We start from the raw sequence: 20222 nt of genomic DNA, 5'->3' as shown, positions 1-20222 counted from the left end.
GTCGAGCAGCTCGGTCGGACCGCCGAGCGCGCGCGTCAGGCGGATCGCGGCTTTCAGCAACAGCGACGTCATCGATTTGATGTTGTCCCGCGTGAAGCGCGGCTTCGGCCCCGAGAGCGACAAGGCACCGGCGCATTTGCCGCCAGGACCGAACACCGGGCAGGCCAGCCCGGCGCAATCGGGATCGCGCTCGCCGAAAGACACTGCGATGCAGCCCTCTCGGATCTCGTCGTAGCCCTCGCCCTTCTCTTCGTCGAAAGCGAGGATGACCCGGCCGGCGGCGCCGCGGTCGAGCGGCAGCAGCATGCCAGCCTCGACCCGGTCGAGCGTCGAATGCTGGGAATCGACGCGAAAGACACAGAGCCGGCGCTTGGCATCATGCCGGACGTGGAACGACGGGCTCTCGGTGCCATCAGCTACGAGCTGGCGCAACAGCGGCACCACCCGGTCATGCAGATTGTTGCTCCGCTGATAGACCGCGCCGAGCCGGAAGGGCGTCGGGCCGAGATGATAGCGACCATCGGCGAACTGCACGAGATAGCCGAAATCCTGGAGCGACGTCATCAGCCGCAACAGCGTGCTCTTGTACATCTTGGTACGCCGGGCGAGTTCCGCCAGCGTCATTGGCTCCGGCGCATCCTCGAAGGCCGCCAGGATGCTCAGAGCGCGGTCGACGGCTGCGACGCCGGGCGAAGGCATGGGGTCTCCTATTGCGGAAATCCGGAGGGATCGATGAGCTTTGCGATGACCGGAAAATACGCATCGCCCATGCCCTTGTCGATCGTCTCCTGGAAGATCGTGCGCATCAGCGCAGCGCCCCGCAGGTTAAGCCCGGCCTGCGCTCCGAGCTCCAGCGCGTAGGAAAGGTCCTTCATGGCGTATTCGGTCGAGAAGGCGCGCAGCGGAAACTCCTTGGCGACGATCGCCTTCATGCCGTGATTGCGCAGGGCAAAACTGTCCGCCGATCCCTTGGACAGCGTCTCCAGCAGCAGCCTCGGCTCAACGCCGCTGTGCTTGGCGATCGCAACCGCCTCTGCCAGGGCATTGACGGTCTCGAACAGCACCATGTTGTTGAGGATCTTCGTCACTTGCCCCGCGCCGGTCCCGCCGCAAAGGGTGACATCGGTCGCGAAATGCCGGATCAGCGGCTCGACCGCCGCGAACTGCTGTTCTGTCGCGCCGACCATGACGCTGAGCGTGCCATCCTGCGCCGCCTGGCGGGTTCGCGCGATCGGCGCATCGATCCAGAGCGCGTCCTTGTCCGAAAGCTGCCTGGCAAAGGAACGCGTCTGGCCGACGTCGGACGTGCCGAGATCGATCACGGTCTGACCGTGCTTGATCACCGGCAGGATGCCCTCGAAGACCGACATCACGTGCTTGGCGCTGGGCAGGCACAGGAAGATCGTCTCTGCGCCGGCGACGAGATCCCCGACCGACTTCGCCGCCGTCGCTCCGTCGGCAACGATCCGCGCCAGCGGCTCCGCGGCGAGATCGAACGCAAGCATCGCCCGGCCGCTCTTGCGCAACAGGTTGCGGCAGATCGGCTCGCCCATGACGCCAAGACCGATGAACCCAATCGAACCAAACATTCCTTACTCTCCCTCGAAAATCCTGCGCGGCCGGGCGGGTGTCGATCCCGCCCGGCCGACGCAGTTACTTCACCAGCGGGCAGCCGCCTTCGCTCATCGGCCGGAACACCTCTTCGCCCGGCTTGGAGCTGACGACCCGGTAATAGTCGAACTTGTACTTGGACTCCTCCGGCTTCTTCACCTGCACCAGATACATCGTGTGCAGCACGCGCCCGTCCGGGCGGACCGCAACGTCCTTGTTGTACATGTCGTTGACTTTCAGCTCGTGCATCTTGGCCGCGACGGCGGTCGCATCGGTGGTGCCGGCTGCCTTCACGGCGGCGAGGTAGTGATGGACGCCGCTATAGACGCCGGCCTGCACCATGCTCGCGACCTTGCCGTCCATCAGGGCGGCGTAGCGCTTAGACCAGGCGCGGGTCTGCTCGTTGAGGTCCCAGTAGAACGAAGTCGTCACCTGCAAGCCCTGGGTGACCTTCAGGCCCAGCGAATTCACGTCGGTGATGAAGACGAGCAGGCCGGCAAGCTTCTGGCCGCTCTCGACGATGCCGAACTCGCCCGCCTGCTTGATCGCGGTCTGCACGTCCGCGCCCGACGTCGCGAGCCCAACGACGTCGGCCTTCGAGCCCTGCGCCTGCAACAGAAAGGAGGCAAAGTCGGCGGTGCCGAGCGGATGCGCGGCCGAGCCGATCACCTTGCCGCCCGCGGCCTCGATGAACTTCGTGGCATCGCGCTGAAGCGCGTGGCCGAAGGCGTAGTCGGCCGTCACGAAGTACCAGGTCTTGCCCCCGGCCCGCGTGATCGCGTCGCTGGTCAGCTTCGACAGCGCGTAGGTGTCGTAGTTGAAGTGGAAGCTGACAGGCGAGCAGGCCTTCCCGGTGAAATCGGATGAGCCCGGACCGGAGATGACGAAGATCTTGTTCTTCTGCTTGGCAACTTCGAGGATGGCAAAGCCGGCAGAGGAGGCCGCGCCGTCCGCGATCATGTCGACGCCCTCATTGTCGAACCACTTTCGCGCGGTGGCCGATGCAATATCAGGCTTGTTCTGATGATCGGCCGAAATGATCTCGATCTTCTTGCCGAGCAGCTCGTTGCCGAAATCCTCGGCGGCGAGCTTTGCGGCGGCGACCGAGCCGCGTCCGCCATTGTCGGCGAACACACCGGACTGGTCGTTGAGGACGCCGATCCTGATCACATTGTCGGCCGCCACCGCGGCACCCGTCTGTGCAGCCAGAACGGCCGCGATCATCCAACCAAACTTCATAACATACGCCTCCCGCTTACGACTTTTGCTTATCGAGAATGTCTTGCAGCACCGGCGCAATGTAGCGGCGGAACTGATCTGGATTTTCACTCATGGGAAAATGGCCAAGCCGCTCCATCACGGTGGCCTTCGCGCCGGGAATGCCGGCGGCGGTCCGCAGCGTGTCTTCCGGCGTACAGGAGAAATCGTATTCTCCGGTCAGCAGATAAAGCGGGCACTGGTTGACATCGATGCTGCCCGTGCGTCCGCGAAGATCACCATCGACGCGATAGAAATAGAGATCGCCCTTGAAGATGCCGGGGCCGCCCTGCTTGTAGCCCCACAACGTCTCGTCACGTGCAACTTCGGGGCCGCCGGGGGCGATCAAACCCGACACCAAGGCAGCGCAGACCTCGCCGCCATGAACGTCGGGCCGGTTCAGCCAAGCCGTGTCGTACCAGGGCTGCTGGAAGTCCGCGGCCTCGAGCCCGATCAGAGCCCGAAACTCGCGGGCGTGCTCGATGGCGAGATTGAGCACGATGCGGCCACCGATCGAGCAACCCATCACCACCGGTCGGTCCAGCTTGAGCGCGTCGCAGAACGCGCGAATGGTCGCGGTGTAGCTCGCGGTGGTCAGCCGGTACTCGGTACCGTATTGGCTGTCCGGCGGATTGGACTTGCCGTGCCAGGGCATGTCGAAGGCGATGACGCGGAAACGCCTAGTGAACTCGTCATCGACGAGCAGACGACGCCACTGCCGGGCGTCGGAGCCCGCGGTGTGCAGGCAAACCAGGGGAATGCCACTGCCGTTTTCCTCGAAATAGATCCTGTTGATCTCGCCGTCGATGTCGACATGCACATAGCGTCCGACGATCGGCTCGATGAAGCCGTTCATGACGCGCCTCCAAAACCGTGCTGTCTTGGCAGCGCCAGGAGATCCTTGAAGTACTGAAGATGCGCCATGAAGGGATGCAGATCGCCTTCGAGTGTGGCCTGCCCGCGCTTGGTCAAAGCCAGCAGGTCGTGCCAGCCCGCTGGCGGCATGCGTTGCCAGTATGCCGCGAACGCGGCGGGCGTCGCGCGATAGGAGAAACGCCAGGAGCGCATCAGCACCGGCGCCGGCGCCATCTCCACGATCCGTCCTGCGCGAATGGACAGATGAAATGGCTGCGTGCTCGGCCCGAGCAGACAATCGACATCCAGCCAGCGCCCACGGGCAGCCAGGGCCTCGTCGTGGGCGAGGAGGTCGGGAATCGCTTGGAAGGCCGCGATGACAGCATCGGGTGTGAACGGCACCGGCGAATCGTCGTCTGGACGGTCGCGTTCGGCTTCCATCGTTTCGTCCCTCGCGTTCGTTCTATCCAACAGAACGATATTCTATTTCTATTCCAGTTCTATACAGGGCTTGCGAGCGAACTCAAGTGCGCAGGAGTTTCTTCCGATGCGGGAGGCGGGGCGCCGCGGCGATGAGCTTGTCCAGCCGCGGGTCGGCTTGATCTCAAGCTTCGAAGGCGCGCGCGAGCAGCCAATAGCTGCCGAGGAGACCGATGACAGCCGACAGCGTGTAAACCAGCCTGGCCGCCCTCACCGGTTCGGACCGATCCTGAGCAATCAATCGATCGGCGAGTCGGAGGATCGGCAGCGCCACCGCGACGATCGCGATCTGCCCGATCTCGACGCCGATATTGAAGGCGGCGAGTGCTGGCACCGCTGCGTTCGGCGGCAGCCCGATCTCGCGCAGCACACCGGCGAAGCCGAAGCCGTGGATCAGTCCGAACAGAAAAGCCACCCGCCAGCGCTTGTCTACATCGTGCGAGAAGAAGTTCTCCATGGCGACGAAGACGATCGAGGCCGCGATCGCAGGCTCCACGATGCTGCTCGGGATGACGAGAACATCAAGCGCCGCCAGCGACAAGGTGATCGAATGCGCGACGGTGAAGGCGGTCACGATCTTGACGACGGGAACGAGCCGTCGCGCCCACAGCACCACGGCGATCAGGAATGCGATGTGATCGTAGCCGAGGAAAATGTGCTCGATGCCGGTGATGACATAGCGCTGCATCGTCGACCACAGCGACGGCGGCGCGACCGAAAGTGTCACCATCGTGTTGCCGGCATCGAGCAGGGCCTGCGTTTCTGTCCGCCCCTGCGCGATCAGCACGACTTGTCGCGCAGCCTTGTCCCTCTCGGTCAGCACGGTGGCGCGATAGACGATGTCGCCGGCAGCGTCGGCGCAGGCAAAGCTGTGGCGATAGACGATGCCGTCGCCGTCGGCCAGGATCGCGGCGTCTGCAGGCAGACAAGCCCTGCCACCGCCCGTGACAGCCAGGTGCGTGCCCATATAGGTGAGGATCGCGGGCTTGACCGCTTCGACCGCGGCGGGATCGACCGCGTCTCGTCTCGCATCATAAATCTTCGTGCCAATCAGGCGGTCGACATCGCTGCCTTTCAATCCGAGCTCGATGCTCACGATGCGATCGGGTGTCAACGCCACCCGCGCCGTGACGAGATTGACCTCATGTGCCTCCGCTGGAAGCGCGACGCCGAGCAGAACCGTGAGCCACGCCAGAAGCAGCCACCTCATGATCCCGCTCCATCGCGCTCACGCCAGCACATCCGCCACGACTGCCTTAAGGACATCGCGCACATCGGCCGGCTTCAGCCGCACCTGCAAGCCGCGCTGGCCGCCATTGAGATAGACGAGATCATGCGCAAGCGCGCTCTGCTCGATGACCGTGCCGACCTGCTTGCGCTGGCCGAACGGGCTGATGCCGCCGACCTTGTAGCCGGTGACGCGCTCGGCCTCGGGCGGCTTCATCATCTGCGCCGACTTGCCGCCAGCGGCTGCGGCGAGCTTCTTCATCGAGACTTCCTGGTCGGAGGGGACGACCACACAGACCGGCCTGCCATCGACCTGCGCCATCAGCGTCTTCAGGACGCGCGCGGGGTCCTCGCCGAGCGCGGCGGCCGCCTGGAGCCCGATACTTTCGGCATCAGGATCGTAGTCGTAGCTGTGGACGGTGAAGGCGACACCGGCGGCGGCGAGCGCTCGCGTGGCGGGGGTGACCTTGGACATGGGCCATGTCTACCACCTTCGCTGCGGGGAGCGAAGGGATGTGGCCCAAGCCACCCCAACCGCTGTCATCGCCCGGCTTGACCGGGCGATCCAGTACTCCGAGACAGAGGTGAATGAACCGATGCGCCGCGGCGTACTGGATGCCCCGCCTTCGCGGGGCATGACAGCAGTTCGTATGGCACGGGTCGTGCCGAGACGCGGCTTTTTACTCCGCCGCGTCCTGCATCACCGCCCGCTCCGCCCTTGCCGCGCAGAACTTGAATTCCGGGATCTTGCCGAACGGGTCCAGCGCCGGATTGGTCAAGAGGTTCGCGGCCGCCTCCGCGTAGCAGAACGGCATGAACACCATGTTCTCGGGAACGTCGCGGTCGGAGCGGACCTTGACCTCGACGGCGCCGCGGCGGGTCTCCAGGCGGATGAAGTCGCCGGGTGTGAGCTGCTTCTTGCGCATGTCCTTGGGCGACATGAACGCGACCGCCTCGGGCTCGATCTGGTCGAGCACTTGCGCGCGGCGGGTCATCGAGCCGGTGTGCCAGTGCTCCAGCACGCGGCCGGTCGACAGCACCATCGGATATTCGTCGTCGGGAATCTCGTCCGGCGGGATCACCTTGGCCGGCACGATCTTGCCCCGGCCGCTCGCGGTCGGGAAGCCCGTGGTGAAGATGATCTCGTTGCCGGGCTTGTTCGGATCGTCGACGGGATAGGTCACCGCGCCTTCGCGCACCAGCCGCTCCCAGGTGATGTTCTTCAGCGACGGCATCAGCTCGGCCATCTCGGTGAAGACGTCGCCGGGCCCGGCGTAATTCCAGGGCAGGCCCATGCGCTTGCCGATCTCCTGGATGATCCAGAGATCCTGCCGCGCATCGCCGGGCGGCTTGATCACCTGACGCGCCAGCTGCACGCGGCGATCGGTGTTGGTGAAGGAGCCGTCCTTCTCCGCGAAGGCCGAGGCCGGCAGGATCACGTCGGCATGGAACGCCGTCTCGGTGACGAAGAGGTCCTGCACCACGAGGTGATCGAGCATCGCGAGTGCGTGGCGCGCATGCTGGAGATCGGGATCGGACATCGCGGGGTTCTCACCCTCGATATACATGCCCTTGATCTCGCCGGCATGGATCGCGTTCATGATCTCGACCACGGTCAGGCCGCGGACGGGATCGAGATCCTGCTGCCAGAGCTTCTCGAAATTGCTGCGCATGTCGTCGCGGCCGACCGGCTGATAGTCCGGCAGGAACATCGGGATCAGGCCGGCGTCGGATGCGCCCTGCACGTTGTTCTGGCCGCGCAGCGGATGCAAGCCGGTGCCGGGGCGACCGACCTGGCCGGTGATCAGCGCAAGCGCGATCAGGCAGCGCGCATTGTCGGTGCCATGGACGTGCTGGCTGATGCCCATGCCCCAGAAGATGATCGACGATTTTGCGCGTGCATAGGTCCGCGCCACCTCGCGCAGGGTCTGCGCCGGGATGCCGCAGATCGGCTCCATCTTCTCCGGCGTGAACTCCTTGATCTTCTCCTTGAGGTCGTCAAAGCCCTCCGTATAGCCCGCGATGTATTGGTCGTCGGTCAGGCCTTCGGTGATGATCGTGTTGATCATCGCGTTCAGCATGGCGACGTCGGAGCCCGGCTTGAACTGCAGATGCTTGGTTGCGTGGCGCGACAGCGTCTGCCGGCGCGGGTCCATCACAAACAGTTTTGCGCCGTTCTGCTTGACCGCGTTCTTGATGAAGGTCGCCGCGACAGGATGGTTCACGGTCGGATTGGCGCCGATCACGATGATGACTTCGGCGTCCATGGCGGCGGCGAACGGCGCCGACACCGCGCCCGAACTCAGGCCTTCGAACAGCGCCGCGACCGAGGAGGCGTGGCACAACCGCGTGCAATGGTCGACATTGTTTGAGCCGAAACCGGTGCGCACCAGCTTCTGGAACAGATAGGCCTCTTCGTTCGAGCCCTTGGCCGAGCCGAAGCCCGCCAGCGCCTTCACGCCCTTCTCGTCGCGGATCCTGACGAGGCCCTTGGCGGCGATGTCGAGCGCTTCGTCCCAGCTCGCTTCACGGAAATGAGTGAAGGGGTTGGCGGGATCGACCTGGTCGTTGGCATCCTTCTTCGCGTTCGGCAGCCGCACCAGCGGCTTGGTCAGGCGGTGCGGATGGTGGATGTAGTCGAAGCCGAAGCGGCCTTTGACGCAGAGACGGTTGTGATTGGCGGGGCCGTCGCGGCCCTCGGCATAGATCACCTTCTCGTCCTTGACCTCGTAGGTGACCTGGCAGCCGACGCCGCAGAACGGGCAGAGCGAGTCCACCTTCTTGTCGGCATAGGTGACGCGGGTCTGCTTGTCGTCGAGCATCACGGCCGGCATCAGCGCGCCGGTCGGGCAGGCCTGCACGCATTCGCCGCAGGCGACGCAGGTCGACTCGCCCATGGGATCGTCGAAGTCGAACACGATCTTGGCGCCGTGATTGCGATAGGCCATGCCGATGACGTCGTTGACCTGGACCTCGCGGCAGGCGCGCACGCACAGGCCGCACTGGATGCAGGCGTCAAGATTGACGCGCATGGCCGGATGGCTGGCATCGGTCGCCCAACGCTCGGCGGCCGGGAAGCGGCTGTCGGTGACGCCCGTCGTCTCAGCCCAGTGCCAGAATTTCGAATCCGGATCGTGGCTGGTCTCGCGCGCCGGCTGGTCCGCGACCAGCAGCTCCATCACCATCTTCTGCGCTGCAGTTGCGCGCGCGGACTCGGTCTTCACCTTCATGCCGACCGACGGCGTGCGCTTGCACGATGCGGCGAGCACCCGCTCGCCCTCGATCTCGACCATGCAGGCGCGGCAATTTCCGTCGGGGCGATAATCCGGCGCCGGTGAATAGCACAGATGCGGGATCTCGCGGCCCTGACGCTTGGCCACCTGCCAGATGGTCTCGCCGGGCTTGGCCTCGACCTGCTTGCCGTCGAGCTCGAACGTAATCTTGGTCATTCCGCCGCTTCCTTGAACTCGTCAGGGAAATATTTGATCACCGATGAAAGCGGATTCGATGCCGCCTGTCCGAGCCCGCAGATCGAGGCATCGCGCATCGCCTGGCTCAATTCTTCCAGCAAGGCCCGGTTCCAGACCGGCTTCTGCATCAGCAGCGCCGCCTTCTGGGTTCCGACCCGGCACGGCGTGCACTGGCCGCAACTCTCATCCTCGAAGAACTTCATCAGGTTCAGCGCCGCCGCGCGCACGCTGTCCTTTTGCGACAGGATCACGATCGCGGCCGAGCCGATGAAGCAACCGTATTTCTCCAGCGTGCCGAAATCGAGCGGGATGTCGTCCATCGACGCCGGCAGGATGCCGCCGGAGGCGCCGCCCGGCAAATACGCGTAGAACTGATGGCCGTCGGCCATGCCGCCGCAATATTCGTCGATCAATTCGCGCACGGTGATGCCAGCGGGCGCCAGCTTCATGCCGGGATTCTTGACGCGGCCGGAGACCGAGAAGCTGCGCAGGCCATGGCGCTCATGACGGCCATTGCCCTTCCACCAGTCGGCGCCCTTCTCGACGATATCGCGCACCCACCATAGCGTCTCAATGTTGTTGATCAGCGTCGGCAGCCCGAACAGGCCGACCTGGAACGGGTACGGCGGCTTGTGCCGGGGCAGGCCGCGCTTGCCCTCGATGCTCTCCAGCAGCGAGGATTCCTCGCCGCAGATGTAAGCGCCGGCGCCGCGGCGCATGTGCAGCGTCGGACCGCCCGGCGGCAGCTTTGCGATCTCGCGCTCCAGGATCTCGCGCGAGGCCGGATATTCGTCGCGCAGATAGATGTAGACGTCGGAAGCCTGCACCACATGCGCGCCGATCAGCATGCCCTCGATGAAGCGATGCGGATCGCTTTCGAGATAGACGCGGTCCTTGAACGTGCCGGGCTCGCCCTCGTCGCCGTTGATCGCCATCAGCCGCGGGCCGGGCTCGCCGAGCACCGCGCGCCATTTGCGTCCCGTCGGGAAGCCGGCGCCGCCGAGACCGCGCAGCGAGGCGTCGTCGAGCGATTTCAGAAGGTCGTCCTTGGACAATTCGCCGGAGCGCAGGCGATTGAGCAGCTTGTAGCCGCCGCCGGCGACATAGGCCTCGTAGCTGACATAATCGGGCAGATGCGCGTGGGTGTCGCCGGCCTTCGCCGCCGCCATCACATTGGCGACCGTGGCGTGGTCGACGAAATTGTGGCCGACCTCGGCAGCCGGCGCGGTATCGCAACGGCCGACACAGGGCGCGCGCACCACCCGGATGCCCGGCCCCGACGCGCTCTGCAAATCCTGGAGCAGCTTCTCGCCGCCGAGCATCGCGCAGGTCAGCGAGTCGCAGACACGGATCGTCAGCGGCGCGATGTCGGGCTCGCCCTCCTTCACCACGTCGAAATGGGCATAGAAGGTCGCGGTCTCGAACACCTCGGCGAAGGCCAGCTTCATCTCGTCGGCGAGCGCGGCCAGATGCGCAGCCGAGATCTGGTGATATTTGTCCTGGATCAGGTGCAGATATTCGATCAGGAGATCGCGGCGCCGCGGCCGGTCGCCGAGCAGAAGCTCGATCTCGTGCCCGGCGGTCGGATCGACCTGGCGGCCCTTAGGGGTGGCCTTGGCGCGCCGGCGCCCCTCGCCGGGATGCTCGAACGGGCGGACCTTATGCACGTCGTGGCTCATCGATTCGTCTCGATCTCGACTTTAGAACGGCTCAAGTTCTAGCTCTTGGCATGCCAGATGCCAAGAGGATTATCATTTTCACTGAAGCAGTTAAGCGCGGCCCGAGAATGAACCCTGGTTCGCTACGCGGACCCGGCCTTGCGTAGGTTCAACGCGCCAACCGATAGAACGAAGCCTGAATTGATCAGGAGATCAATAAAGGCGTCCTATGCTGCGATAGCGAAATCCTATCGCACTCCCGTTCCGAAGCAGCTTCGCTATGCCCCGATGCTGAGGGTCAGCTCTTACCCATGCACTCCTCGATATAGAACCAGCGGTCGTCGCCCGCGAGGCCCTTGGCCTTCACGTCTTTGCGGCAGTCCTTGAGCTTCGACTTGTTGGCGCTCCACTTGGCCTTCATGTCCTTGAGCTTCTGCGCGCTCAGCTTGATCTTGCCGGGCTTGGCCTCGGTCGCGGCGGGCGGCGCCGCGGCGGTTTGTGCGGATGCGGATTGCAGGGCGCCGGCGACGAGCAGCACGGCGGCGGCACACACGAGTTTACGAACCATCGAATCCCCCAGGGGTAAGCTTGAAACAAGAGAAATGAACGGCGGGAGCGCGTGACGCGCTCCCGCTCGCGATGAACGTGCGATCAGAAAATCTTGACCGCGCTCTCCAGCGTCTTCCATACGCCCCAGGCCAGGGGAACGCCGACGAACGCCCAGAACAGCGCCGCCTTGGCGTCGAGCCCGCCAAAGCCGATGCCATAGGAGCCGTGCGGCCCCGCGGCGGCGGCGCTGGCGCTGGCCGCCTGCAACTTGGCGACGTCGGCGTCCTTCATGTGCCACTTCGCATCGACCGGCTTGATCAGATAGTTGCAGATCAGGCCCGCGACCAGCATCGCGCACAGGATGTACATGGTGGTGTTGTAGAGCTGGTCACGCGGCACGCCGGCCGCGAGTTGGAACTCGCGGATGTAGTTGACCACGACGGGACCGATGATGCCCGCCGTCGACCACGCCGTCAGCAGCCGGCCGTGGATGGCGCCGACGAACTGCGTGCCGAACATGTCCGCGAGATAGGCCGGCACGGTGGCAAAGCCGCCGCCATACATCGACAGGATGATGCCGAAGCCGACCACGAACAGCAGCTTCGAGCCCATCGCCGCAAAGGTCGGCGCCAGCGCATAGAGCACGATGCCGAGGATGAAGAACGTGTAGTAGGTGTTCTTGCGTCCGATCTTGTCCGATAGCGACGCCCAGAAGAAGCGGCCGCCGATGTTGAACAGCGAGAGCAATCCGGCGAAGCCCGCGGCGATCGCCGCGATTTGCGCCTTCTGCCCGGCGTCCAGCGCGTTGAAACCGACGTCCGGCAGGCCGATCAGCTTGCCGCCGAAGATCTCCTGCAGCATGGGCGAGGCCATGCCGATCACGCCGATGCCGGCCGACACGTTCAGGCACAGCACCCACCAGATCAGCCAGAATTGCGGCGTCTTGTGCGCATCGTTGAGATGGACGTTGTTCTTCGAGATCATCGCATTGGCCTTGACCGGCGGGGTCCAGCCCTCGGGCTGCCAGCCGGGCGGCGGCAGGCGATAGCGAAACGCGCCGATCATCATGAACACGAAGTAGATGACGCCCATCGCGACGAAGGTCTCCCAGACGCCGACCGAGGCCGGGGTCTTGAAGTAGTTCATCAGCAGGTTCGCCAGCGGCGCGCCGATCATGGCGCCGCCGCCGAAGCCCATGATGGCCATGCCCGTCGCCATGCCGCGGCGGTCCGGAAACCATTTCACGAGCGTCGACACCGGCGAGATGTAACCGAGGCCGAGACCGATGCCGCCGATCACGCCCGAGCCCAGCCACAACAGCCAGAGCTGATGGGTGTAGATCCCGATCGCACCGAGGAACAGGCCGCCGCACCAGCACAGCGCCGAGACGAAGCCGGCCTTGCGCGGGCCGACCCGCTCGAGCCAGCCGCCCCAGACCGCCGCCGCGATGCCGAGCAGCACGAAGAACAGGGTGTACATCCACCCCATGCTGGCGACCTTCCAATCGCAGGTGGTCGTGAACAGCTCCTGCCACAGAGACATGTCCGGACAGGCCTTCGGCGCGCTCAGCCCGATCGCGCGCGACAGCGGCAGCCAGAACACCGAGAAGCCGTAGGCCATGCCGATGCACAGATGGATGCACAGCGCCGCCGGCGGCACCAGCCAGCGATTGAAGCCGGCCGTCGCGATCGTGCGTTCACGATCGAGAAAGCCGGGAGCACCAACCGGTGCAAGAACGGTATCGGCAGTCGTCATAAGCATCACCTCCCAAGCGCGGCCTTGCCGGCACATCGGTTTGAGACCTGCCGCGCGCATGCCTGGCGGCCGCGCATGACAGGTCGGACTTCATGTCGAAGTGGAATGGTCTGGTGCGCATCGCCTCATGTGCGCCGAACAGGCAGCTGATCGCGAGTGACGTCCCTTCGCCTCGCAAGCAGCGTCGCCCTGACGGCTTCGCGCCCTCGTTCCCCCTCAACACCCTGTCTTGAGAAGAGCAACGCGCGTGCCAGACGTCGCGTCGTGACGATTCAATGACTTCCCGCGATGCAATATAGTGCAGAGGACAGAATGTCCTGAACCCCTCGGACAAAATGTCCAATCAGGTCGCTTCCGGCAGCCACACCGTGAATGTGCTCCCGGAGCCGACGCGGCTTTCGGCCGTGATCTGTCCGCCCTGACGCTTGATCAGCGTCTGGCTGATGGAGAGGCCGAGCCCGGTGCCTTGCCGCCGTTTGGTGGTGTAGAAGGCGTCGAATATCTTCTCGATCACCTCGACGCTCATGCCGATACCGGTATCGGTGACCTCGATGGCGACGCCTTGATGGCCCTCGCGCTCAGCATCGAAGGAGCGGAGCGTCAGCGTTCCGCCGTCCGGCATGGCATGGATCGCGTTGACGATGAGATTGACCAGCACCTGCTGCAACTCGCTGCGGTTCATCAGCACGAACCGGCTGGCGCGGTCATCCCTGACCACCGCGATCTCGGTCTTGTTCAGGAGATGCTGCACCAGCGGCAGACAGTCGGAGATGACGCTGGCCGGCGCATGGCGCTCGACATAGCCGGCATATTCCTCCGGCCTTGCGAATTGCAGCAGCTTGGTCACGATCTGGCTGATGCGGTGGATTTGCTCGTCGAGCAGGCGAAACTCGACCTTCGCCTTGTCGGCATCGGTCCCGAACACGCTGCGGATGACGTCGAGATTGCCCTGCATCACCGCGATCGGATTGTTGATCTCGTGCGCGACGCCGGCAGTGATCTCGCCGATCGCAGCCAGCTTCTCCGACATGATGAGCTGCTTGGTGGTCGCCTCGAGCTTGAGATTGGCATGCTCGAGGTCCCTCGTGCGCTCCCGCACGCGGACGTTCAGCTCCTCATTCCATTCCCGAAGCTGCCGGTCGCGTTCCTGGATCTGGTCGAGCAGGCTATCGAGATGAACCGCGACGCGGCCGATCTCATCGCCCGACACCGGCATCTTGGTGCGGGCAGAGAGATTCCCGCGCTCCACCTCGCCGATCGTCGCCGTGACGCGCTCCAGTGGCATGAAGATGGAGCTGGCCCAGCGCAGGAAGATCGGCACCGTCGCCGCGGTGATCGCGATGAACGCTGCGATGATGATCAGCAATGTCTGGTATTTGGCTTGGCTGAACGGCTTCTCCAGGAAGCCGACATAGAGCATTCCGACCCGCTTGCCGTAACTGTCGACCAGCGGCTCGTAGGCGGAGATGTACCAGTCATTGACCACGAAGGCGCTGTCGAGCCAGGTGCGCCCCTCGCCCAGCACGGCCGAGCGCACCGCCGCCGACACGCGCGTGCCGAGCGCGCGCCGCCCCTCGAACAGACGGACGTTTGTCGATATCCGCACGTCGTCCAGGAACAGCGTCGCGGTGCCCTGGCTGCCCTCCGGCAGGCTCGCCGCGCGATAGACGAGATCGTTGATCGTGTCGATGAATTCGAGATTCTGATTGAGCAACGTGCCGCCGACCAGCGCCGCGGCACCACCGTCGGGCAGCATCGCCCGGCTCGCCGCATGCACGACCATGCCGCGCGTCTCGGCGCTCCGGTCGGTCGGCACCGCGTTGGGGGTCGGCACGAGGTCCAATCGCGCGCGCTCGGCCAGCTCCGGCGAAATCGCGGCGAGCTCGTCATTGCCGAAAATATCGACGCCCGTCGCAGGGACTTCGCCCGACAACGACGAGGTGATGATCGGCCAGTCACTTCTCGGTTGCTGCTTGAGCGGCGGCGATGAGGCCAGGATGTCGCCGCGACCGTTGGTCAAATACAGAAAATCGAGACCGATTTCCTTGCGGGTCTCGTCGAGCAGGTCCCGCAAGGGACCGCGCGCATCCTGCGCCAGCACCTCCTGGAAACGGGCCGACAGGCCGAGCGCGCGAAGCTGAACGCCGGTCTTTTCCAGGATGCGGGCGAGATATTGGTGGGCGATGGTGAGATCGCCGTTCACCTTGGAGATCAGGGTCGCGTCGAATTTCGCGTTCCAGCGATAGATCGCGACGCCGAGCAGCAGCGGCAGGATGACCAGCATCGGCAGCAGCGCGATCGCGAGCAGCCGAAAGCGGACGGAGCGTCCCCGCACGCGCTCGCCGCTGCGGCCTGCGGCATCAGACATCCCACAACGCGCATTTGCGGTCGATAGTCTTGCGCGAGATGCCGAGGCGCCGGGCCGCCTCCTCGCGATTGCCGCTGACCTCCTTCAGCACGCCGAGAATGTGCCGGCGCTCAAGCTCCGCGAGACTGTCGGCCGGCGCCGATTGCCCGTCGGCACGCGAACCGGCGAAATCGTCGGGGAAGGCGCCGAGGATCAGCGTACGCTCGATCAGATTGCGTAGCTCGCGCACATTGCCCGGCCAGTCATAGCTGGCGAGCGCCGCCCGCACCGAGGCGTCGATCGGCACCGGCGGCATGCCGAGCTGGACCGACAGCTTGCTCATGAAGATGGCGGCAAGCTCCAGGACGTCGTCGCCGCGATCCTTCAGCAGCGGCAGGCGGATCTGCATCACATTGAGGCGGTAGAACAAGTCGGCCCGGAAGCGGCCCTTCTCGACCTCCTTCTGCAGCTCGGCATTGGTCGCGAAGATGAAGCGCAGGTCGACCGGAACCTCACGCTCGGAACCGACAGGACGGACGCGGCGGTCTTCGAGCACGCGGAGCAGCTTGCTCTGCATCGGCAGCGGCAGCTCGCCGATCTCGTCGAGGAACAGCGTGCCGCCGTGGGCATAGAGGAACAAGCCCTCGCGCCCCGAGTCCGCGCCGGTGAAAGCGCCCTTGATGTGACCGAACAGTTCGGCCTCGATCATCTCGGGCGGGATCGCCGCGCAATTCACCGGCACGAACGGCTTGTCGGCGCGGTCGGACAGCGAGTGGATCGAGCGCGCTGCCACTTCCTTGCCGGTACCGGATTCGCCGGTGAGCAGAATCGAGGTCGGCAGGCCCGCGACGCGCGCGATGGTCTCACGCACGCGCAGCGTCGCTGCCGACTGTCCGATCAGATTGTCGCGCAGGAAGGTGCGGTCGGACGAGGCACGCAGCGCGTAGCGCAGGACGTAGTTTTCGCGCTGGAGGCGGACACGGTCGAGGCACCGTGCCACCGCGTTGAGGATCTGGTTGGAGCGGAACGGCTTGAGCACGAAGTCAGCCGCACCGGCGCGCAGCGCCTGGATCGCGGTGTCGAGGTCGGCATAGGCGGTGATCAGGATGGCGTCGGCGAAGAAGCCGACGGCGCGCTGCTCGGCGAGCCAGTCGACGCCATTCTTGCCCGGCATGATGTTGTCGAGAATGACGACGTCGTAGCGATTGGAATCGAGCTTGCGCGAGGCCTGGTCGGTGTCGGCCGCCTCGTCCACCAGCTTGCAGCGCGGTGCCAGCGTGCGCACCAGGAAATTGCGCATGCCCGGCTCGTCGTCGACGATCAGGATGGAGGCCTGCGCCAGCGCGCTGAACTCCGGCCCCGCAGCCGTCTTGCCGAGCTTTGCGGCAGGCTCGCGGCCAACCGCGGGCGTTGCGGCTGCGCTTGCCCTCGTTGTTGAGAAAGTCATGCCCGACGTCTTAGGTTTGAGATCATCCACCGCAACAAACGGCGTCTTTCGCATCGCAGCGAAGCTCCGGCCGTTTCCCCCGCGGGCCCAGCATAGTCAACCGTCGCCGCCGTGAATATTCGCCTTTTTACGGGGCGGCGCTCTTTTCGACCAGGAACACGATGCGCGCCTCGTTGCGCTCGGTGATCTCGACCTTGTCGCCGGTCTCGCGGATCAGATTGGGAATATCGATCACCGAGAGGGGATCGGTACAGTGAACTTCGAGCTGGTCTCCCGCCTTAAGCGGTTTGAGCGCCTTGCGGGTCTTCAGGGCCGGTAGCGGGCATTTCAGCCCAGTGAGATCGAGTGTCGTCCTAGTCATCGCCGCACCATGGCGGGGCGGGATCGCGGCGTCAACGCATGCAGGATCAGATCAGGCTGGCGTAGGACAGGAAGCCAACGCTCTGCCCGGGCTCGACGCCCGTGACGGCTTCACCGAGCTCGACGAGGCCCGCGGTCTCGACCAGCGACGACAAGAGCCCCGCGCCCTCGCGCGGGAACTTGATCGCCTCCAGTGCGCCGTCCTCCCCGCGCCGCAAGGAAACGCGGACGTATTCGCGCCGGCCCGCCTTCTTCTTGTAGGTGAACGCGGCGCGCACCGGGATCGGCAAGAGCGGCTCCGGCAGGGCGCCCGCCAGCGCCAGCACCGTCGGCCGCACCACATGGACGAAGGTGACGAAGCTCGCGACGGGATTGCCGGGCAAGCCAATCAGCGGCGTGCCATCGATGATGCCCATCGCCACGGGACGGCCCGGCTTGATCGCCATCCGCCACAGCACCAGCGAGCCGATGCTCTCGACCGCGGCCTTGACGTGATCCTCCTCGCCGGTCGAGACACCGCCGGTGGTGAGGATCAGGTCATGACCACCGGCAACCTGCTTCAGGCCGTTCGCGAGCGAGGTGCGTTCGTCGCGCAGGATGCCGAGATCGCCGACCTCGCAGCCGAGCCGGCGCAACATCGCCATCAGCATGAAGCGGTTGGAATCGAACAGCTGTGACGCCGCGCGCGGCTCACCGGGGGAGGCGAGTTCATCTCCCGTCGAGAACACCGCAACGCGAATACGCCTCACGACGTCCAGCTTGGTCAGGCCGAACGCTGCGGCGAGCGCAACGTGCTGCGGCAATAGGCGCTGGCCAGCGCGCAACGCGACGTGCCCTTCGGGAATGTCCTCGCCTGCCGGGCGGACATTGGCGCCGGGCTTCAATCCGGGCGGCAGCACGATCTTGCCTGAAGCGTCGATGCGGACATCCTCCTGCATGAAGACGGTTTCGGCGCCTGGCGGCGTCGGCGCGCCCGTGAAGATGCGCGCGGTGTGGCCCGGCTTGATCGGCGCCTGCGCAAGGCCGCCGGCCTGAATGCGGCCGTCGAGCGGAAACGCCTGCTCCGTGCTATCAGGAAGATCCGCATTGCGCACGGCGTAGCCGTCGACGGCGGAGTTGGTGAACGGCGGCAACGGCAGAGGCGCAGCAACGTCGCGCGCGAGCACGCGCCCGTCCGCCTCGACCAGCGGCGCCGTCTCAAGATCGGCAATCGCGTTGACGCGCGCCGTGATGAGGCCAACGGCCTCGTCGACCGACATCATCGGGCCGCCGAAGGCAAAGCAATCGTCAGACAGTTGCGCCATGGTGCCTCGTCAGCGCATCGCGGCGCTTTTTGCCACCGCTTCCTCAACCGGCATCGCCGCGCGCAGCATCAGCGCCGCAGCACCCTCGATATCGTCGAGATGGACGGTCGGCAGGCGGGTGTCAACCGCGACGTCGGTCGCAATGCCGGCAATGCCGGGATCGTCGGGGAACAGCAGCGGCTTGTCGTTGGCGGCGCGATGCACCTCGATCTTGCGGTGCGGCTCACGCTTGAAGCCCTCGACCACGACGAGATCGACCGCGGACAGCTTGCTCAATAGTTCCGGCAGCCGTGGCTCCGCGGTGCCGCGCAGCTCGTGCATCAGGGCCCAGCGTTTCGACGAAGCAACCAGCACCTCGGCCGCCCCGGCCTCGCGATGCCGCCAGGAATCCTTGCCTGGCACGTCGACGTCGAACTGGTGATGCGCATGCTTGATGACGGAGACGCGCAGGCCTAGCGCGTTGAAATGCGGGATCAGCCGCGTCAATAGCGTGGTCTTGCCCGCCCCGCTCCAGCCTGCAAGGCCGATGACTCTCATGCTCGATCCGTCTCCGCAAGCGATTTGGTCCCGGTGGAACCTCAGTCCCACCCCGTCATTGCGAGGAGCGTAGCGACGAAGCAATCCAGACTGCCGCCGCGGAGAAAGTCTGGATTGCTTCGCTGCGCTCGCAATGACGACGAGGCCCGCATTTCGTTATCTCCCCGCCATGCATATATCGGCTTGACCCCAATGTCATGCTAACGTCGTGGCCATGATGAAGATCGACAAGACCCCGGTGCCCCTGATCGTCCCCAACCCCGACGATCCGCGCCTGACCCAGAGCGTGACCGGGATCGACCAGACCGGCGCCAGGGTCGAGATCAAGGTCCCGATGGAGCGGCCGCTGACGCTCTATCTGAATTCGCAGGAGATCGTCACCATGATGACGATCGGCGACTATCCGGAATATCTGGCGCTCGGCTATCTGCTGAACCAGAACATGCTGAAATATAATGACGTGGTCACCGAGGTCGAATACGACGACGACCTCCAGGTGGTCGTCGTCCGGACCGAACACCACACCAATTTCGAGGCCAAGCTGAAGAAGCGCACGCAGACCTCGGGCTGCGCGCAGGGCACCGCCTTCGGCGACCTCTTGGAGGCGGTCGAGAGCGTCGCGCTGCCGAAGGCGGAGCTGCGCACTTCCTGGCTCTACCAGATGACGCAGACCATCAACACCATGCCCTCGCTTTACCTCGAGGCCGGCGCGATCCATGGCTGCGTGCTGTGCAAGGGGGGCGCTCCGCTCTGCTACACCGAGGATGTCGGCCGCCACAACGCCGTCGACAAGATCGCCGGCTGGATGTACCGCCACGGCGTCGACCCCTCCGACAAGATCCTCTACACCACGGGGCGCCTCACTTCGGAGATGGTGATCAAGACCGTGCGCATGGGCATCCCGATCCTGGTGTCGCGCTCGGGCTTCACCGCCTGGGGCGTCGATCTCGCAAGGCAGGTCGGACTGACGTTGGTCGGGCGCACCCGCGGCAAGCGCTTCATCGCACTCTCGGGCGATGAACGCATCGTCTACGACCAGGACCTCGCTTACGTCGAGGAGGAATCGGCCAAGCACAAGCGCAAGGGTGAAGGTGGTGACGACTAGTTTTCCGGCCACGCGCATTCCGCCAACTCTTGGCGTGCTGCTCGCCGGCGGCCTCGCCCGCCGCATGGGCGGCGGCGACAAGCCGATGCGCACGATCGGCGGCCGCACTATCCTGGAGCGCGTGATCGCGCGCCTTTCGCCCCAGTGCAGCGGACTGATCCTCAACGCCAACGGCGATCCCGCGCGCTTCGCCGCATTCGGCCTGCCGATCGTCGCCGACGATGTGCCCGGCTTTCCCGGCCCGCTCGCCGGCATTCTCG

At 65.0% G+C, this 20222-nt stretch carries 18 protein-coding genes; 2 read left to right on the top strand and 16 right to left on the bottom strand.

The window, feature by feature from the left end:
* The 16 genes from SE91_RS05490 to mobB form a co-directional block, all read right to left on the bottom strand.
* The coding region (locus SE91_RS05490) for an IclR family transcriptional regulator (protein WP_063921286.1) at nt 1-699 on the bottom strand (699 nt) is incomplete at its 3' end.
* An 8-nt stretch (nt 700-707) separates the two neighbouring features.
* The gene (locus tag SE91_RS05485) at nt 708-1589 is read right to left on the bottom strand and encodes an NAD(P)-dependent oxidoreductase (protein WP_082813669.1); all 882 of its coding nucleotides are present in this window, start codon (nt 1587-1589) and stop codon (nt 708-710) included.
* A 64-nt stretch (nt 1590-1653) separates the two neighbouring features.
* On the bottom strand, nt 1654-2850 hold the full coding sequence (locus SE91_RS05480) for an ABC transporter substrate-binding protein (protein ID WP_061846854.1): 1197 nt from the start codon (nt 2848-2850) through the stop codon (nt 1654-1656).
* A gap of 16 nt (nt 2851-2866) precedes the next feature.
* Complete coding sequence (locus tag SE91_RS05475; protein WP_061846853.1) at nt 2867-3724, bottom strand: alpha/beta fold hydrolase; 858 nt, start codon at nt 3722-3724, stop codon at nt 2867-2869.
* Nucleotides 3721-4164: a hypothetical protein gene (locus SE91_RS05470; protein ID WP_061846852.1), complete on the bottom strand. Its 444-nt coding sequence runs from the start codon at nt 4162-4164 to the stop codon at nt 3721-3723. The genes SE91_RS05475 and SE91_RS05470 overlap by 4 nt, the downstream gene beginning before the upstream one ends.
* 163 nt (nt 4165-4327) lie before the next feature.
* The gene (locus SE91_RS05465; protein ID WP_061846851.1) at nt 4328-5413 is read right to left on the bottom strand and encodes a HupE/UreJ family protein; all 1086 of its coding nucleotides are present in this window, start codon (nt 5411-5413) and stop codon (nt 4328-4330) included.
* Nucleotides 5414-5431: 18 nt separating this feature from the next.
* Complete coding sequence (ybaK, locus tag SE91_RS05460) at nt 5432-5905, bottom strand: Cys-tRNA(Pro) deacylase (RefSeq protein WP_061846850.1); 474 nt, start codon at nt 5903-5905, stop codon at nt 5432-5434.
* A 205-nt stretch (nt 5906-6110) separates the two neighbouring features.
* A complete protein-coding gene (gene fdhF, locus SE91_RS05455) occupies nt 6111-8879 on the bottom strand; it encodes a formate dehydrogenase subunit alpha (protein WP_061846849.1) in 2769 nt (922 codons plus the stop codon).
* Nucleotides 8876-10579 carry an NADH-ubiquinone oxidoreductase-F iron-sulfur binding region domain-containing protein gene (locus tag SE91_RS05450; RefSeq protein ID WP_061846848.1) on the bottom strand — a complete coding sequence of 568 codons (1704 nt, stop codon included), beginning with the start codon at nt 10577-10579 and terminating at the stop codon, nt 8876-8878. The genes fdhF and SE91_RS05450 overlap by 4 nt, the downstream gene beginning before the upstream one ends.
* A gap of 277 nt (nt 10580-10856) precedes the next feature.
* Complete coding sequence (locus SE91_RS05445) at nt 10857-11126, bottom strand: hypothetical protein (protein WP_060736845.1); 270 nt, start codon at nt 11124-11126, stop codon at nt 10857-10859.
* Between the two features lie 83 nt (nt 11127-11209).
* On the bottom strand, nt 11210-12862 hold the full coding sequence (locus SE91_RS05440) for an OFA family MFS transporter (RefSeq protein ID WP_061846847.1): 1653 nt from the start codon (nt 12860-12862) through the stop codon (nt 11210-11212).
* 343 nt (nt 12863-13205) lie between these two features.
* A complete protein-coding gene (locus SE91_RS05435; RefSeq protein ID WP_061846846.1) occupies nt 13206-15230 on the bottom strand; it encodes a sensor histidine kinase in 2025 nt (674 codons plus the stop codon).
* Nucleotides 15223-16656, bottom strand: a complete 1434-nt coding sequence (locus SE91_RS05430; protein WP_061846845.1) for a sigma-54-dependent transcriptional regulator — start codon at nt 16654-16656, stop codon at nt 15223-15225. The genes SE91_RS05435 and SE91_RS05430 overlap by 8 nt, the downstream gene beginning before the upstream one ends.
* A 127-nt stretch (nt 16657-16783) precedes the next feature.
* Entirely contained in the window at nt 16784-17017 is a 234-nt protein-coding gene (locus SE91_RS05425; RefSeq protein WP_061846844.1) for a sulfurtransferase TusA family protein, read from the bottom strand.
* A gap of 46 nt (nt 17018-17063) precedes the next feature.
* Nucleotides 17064-18320, bottom strand: a complete 1257-nt coding sequence (locus SE91_RS05420) for a molybdopterin molybdotransferase MoeA (RefSeq protein ID WP_061846843.1) — start codon at nt 18318-18320, stop codon at nt 17064-17066.
* A gap of 9 nt (nt 18321-18329) precedes the next feature.
* Complete coding sequence (mobB, locus tag SE91_RS05415; RefSeq protein ID WP_061846842.1) at nt 18330-18857, bottom strand: molybdopterin-guanine dinucleotide biosynthesis protein B; 528 nt, start codon at nt 18855-18857, stop codon at nt 18330-18332.
* Between the two features lie 214 nt (nt 18858-19071).
* Here mobB and fdhD point away from each other — a divergent pair, with 214 nt between their 5' ends.
* Together fdhD and SE91_RS05405 are read left to right on the top strand one after the other, a co-directional pair.
* Nucleotides 19072-19962: a formate dehydrogenase accessory sulfurtransferase FdhD gene (fdhD, locus tag SE91_RS05410; RefSeq protein WP_060736847.1), complete on the top strand. Its 891-nt coding sequence runs from the start codon at nt 19072-19074 to the stop codon at nt 19960-19962.
* Nucleotides 19949-20222, top strand: a 274-nt coding sequence (locus SE91_RS05405) for an NTP transferase domain-containing protein (protein ID WP_245318331.1), incomplete at its 3' end; no start/stop codon positions are given. The genes fdhD and SE91_RS05405, both read left to right, overlap by 14 nt.

Source organism: Bradyrhizobium sp. DOA1, assembly GCF_001593325.1.
Classification (GTDB): Bacteria; Pseudomonadota; Alphaproteobacteria; order Rhizobiales; family Xanthobacteraceae; genus Bradyrhizobium.
This window is presented reverse-complemented; position numbering and strand designations above follow the sequence as displayed.

Excerpts from the sequence above, each read along its gene's own strand:
- SE91_RS05485 (WP_082813669.1), bottom strand. The coding sequence starts at position 1,589 with ATGTTTGGTTCGATTGGGTTCATCGGTCTTGGCGTCATGGGCGAGCCG.
- SE91_RS05480 (WP_061846854.1), bottom strand. The coding sequence starts at position 2,850 with ATGAAGTTTGGTTGGATGATCGCGGCCGTTCTGGCTGCACAGACGGGT.
- SE91_RS05475 (WP_061846853.1), bottom strand. The coding sequence starts at position 3,724 with ATGAACGGCTTCATCGAGCCGATCGTCGGACGCTATGTGCATGTCGAC.
- SE91_RS05470 (WP_061846852.1), bottom strand. The coding sequence starts at position 4,164 with ATGGAAGCCGAACGCGACCGTCCAGACGACGATTCGCCGGTGCCGTTC.
- SE91_RS05465 (WP_061846851.1), bottom strand. The coding sequence starts at position 5,413 with ATGAGGTGGCTGCTTCTGGCGTGGCTCACGGTTCTGCTCGGCGTCGCG.
- ybaK (WP_061846850.1), bottom strand. The coding sequence starts at position 5,905 with ATGTCCAAGGTCACCCCCGCCACGCGAGCGCTCGCCGCCGCCGGTGTC.
- fdhF (WP_061846849.1), bottom strand. The coding sequence starts at position 8,879 with ATGACCAAGATTACGTTCGAGCTCGACGGCAAGCAGGTCGAGGCCAAG.
- SE91_RS05450 (WP_061846848.1), bottom strand. The coding sequence starts at position 10,579 with ATGAGCCACGACGTGCATAAGGTCCGCCCGTTCGAGCATCCCGGCGAG.
- SE91_RS05445 (WP_060736845.1), bottom strand. The coding sequence starts at position 11,126 with ATGGTTCGTAAACTCGTGTGTGCCGCCGCCGTGCTGCTCGTCGCCGGC.
- SE91_RS05440 (WP_061846847.1), bottom strand. The coding sequence starts at position 12,862 with ATGACGACTGCCGATACCGTTCTTGCACCGGTTGGTGCTCCCGGCTTT.
- SE91_RS05435 (WP_061846846.1), bottom strand. The coding sequence starts at position 15,230 with ATGTCTGATGCCGCAGGCCGCAGCGGCGAGCGCGTGCGGGGACGCTCC.
- SE91_RS05430 (WP_061846845.1), bottom strand. The coding sequence starts at position 16,656 with ATGACTTTCTCAACAACGAGGGCAAGCGCAGCCGCAACGCCCGCGGTT.
- SE91_RS05425 (WP_061846844.1), bottom strand. The coding sequence starts at position 17,017 with ATGACTAGGACGACACTCGATCTCACTGGGCTGAAATGCCCGCTACCG.
- SE91_RS05420 (WP_061846843.1), bottom strand. The coding sequence starts at position 18,320 with ATGGCGCAACTGTCTGACGATTGCTTTGCCTTCGGCGGCCCGATGATG.
- mobB (WP_061846842.1), bottom strand. The coding sequence starts at position 18,857 with ATGAGAGTCATCGGCCTTGCAGGCTGGAGCGGGGCGGGCAAGACCACG.
- fdhD (WP_060736847.1), top strand. The coding sequence starts at position 19,072 with ATGATGAAGATCGACAAGACCCCGGTGCCCCTGATCGTCCCCAACCCC.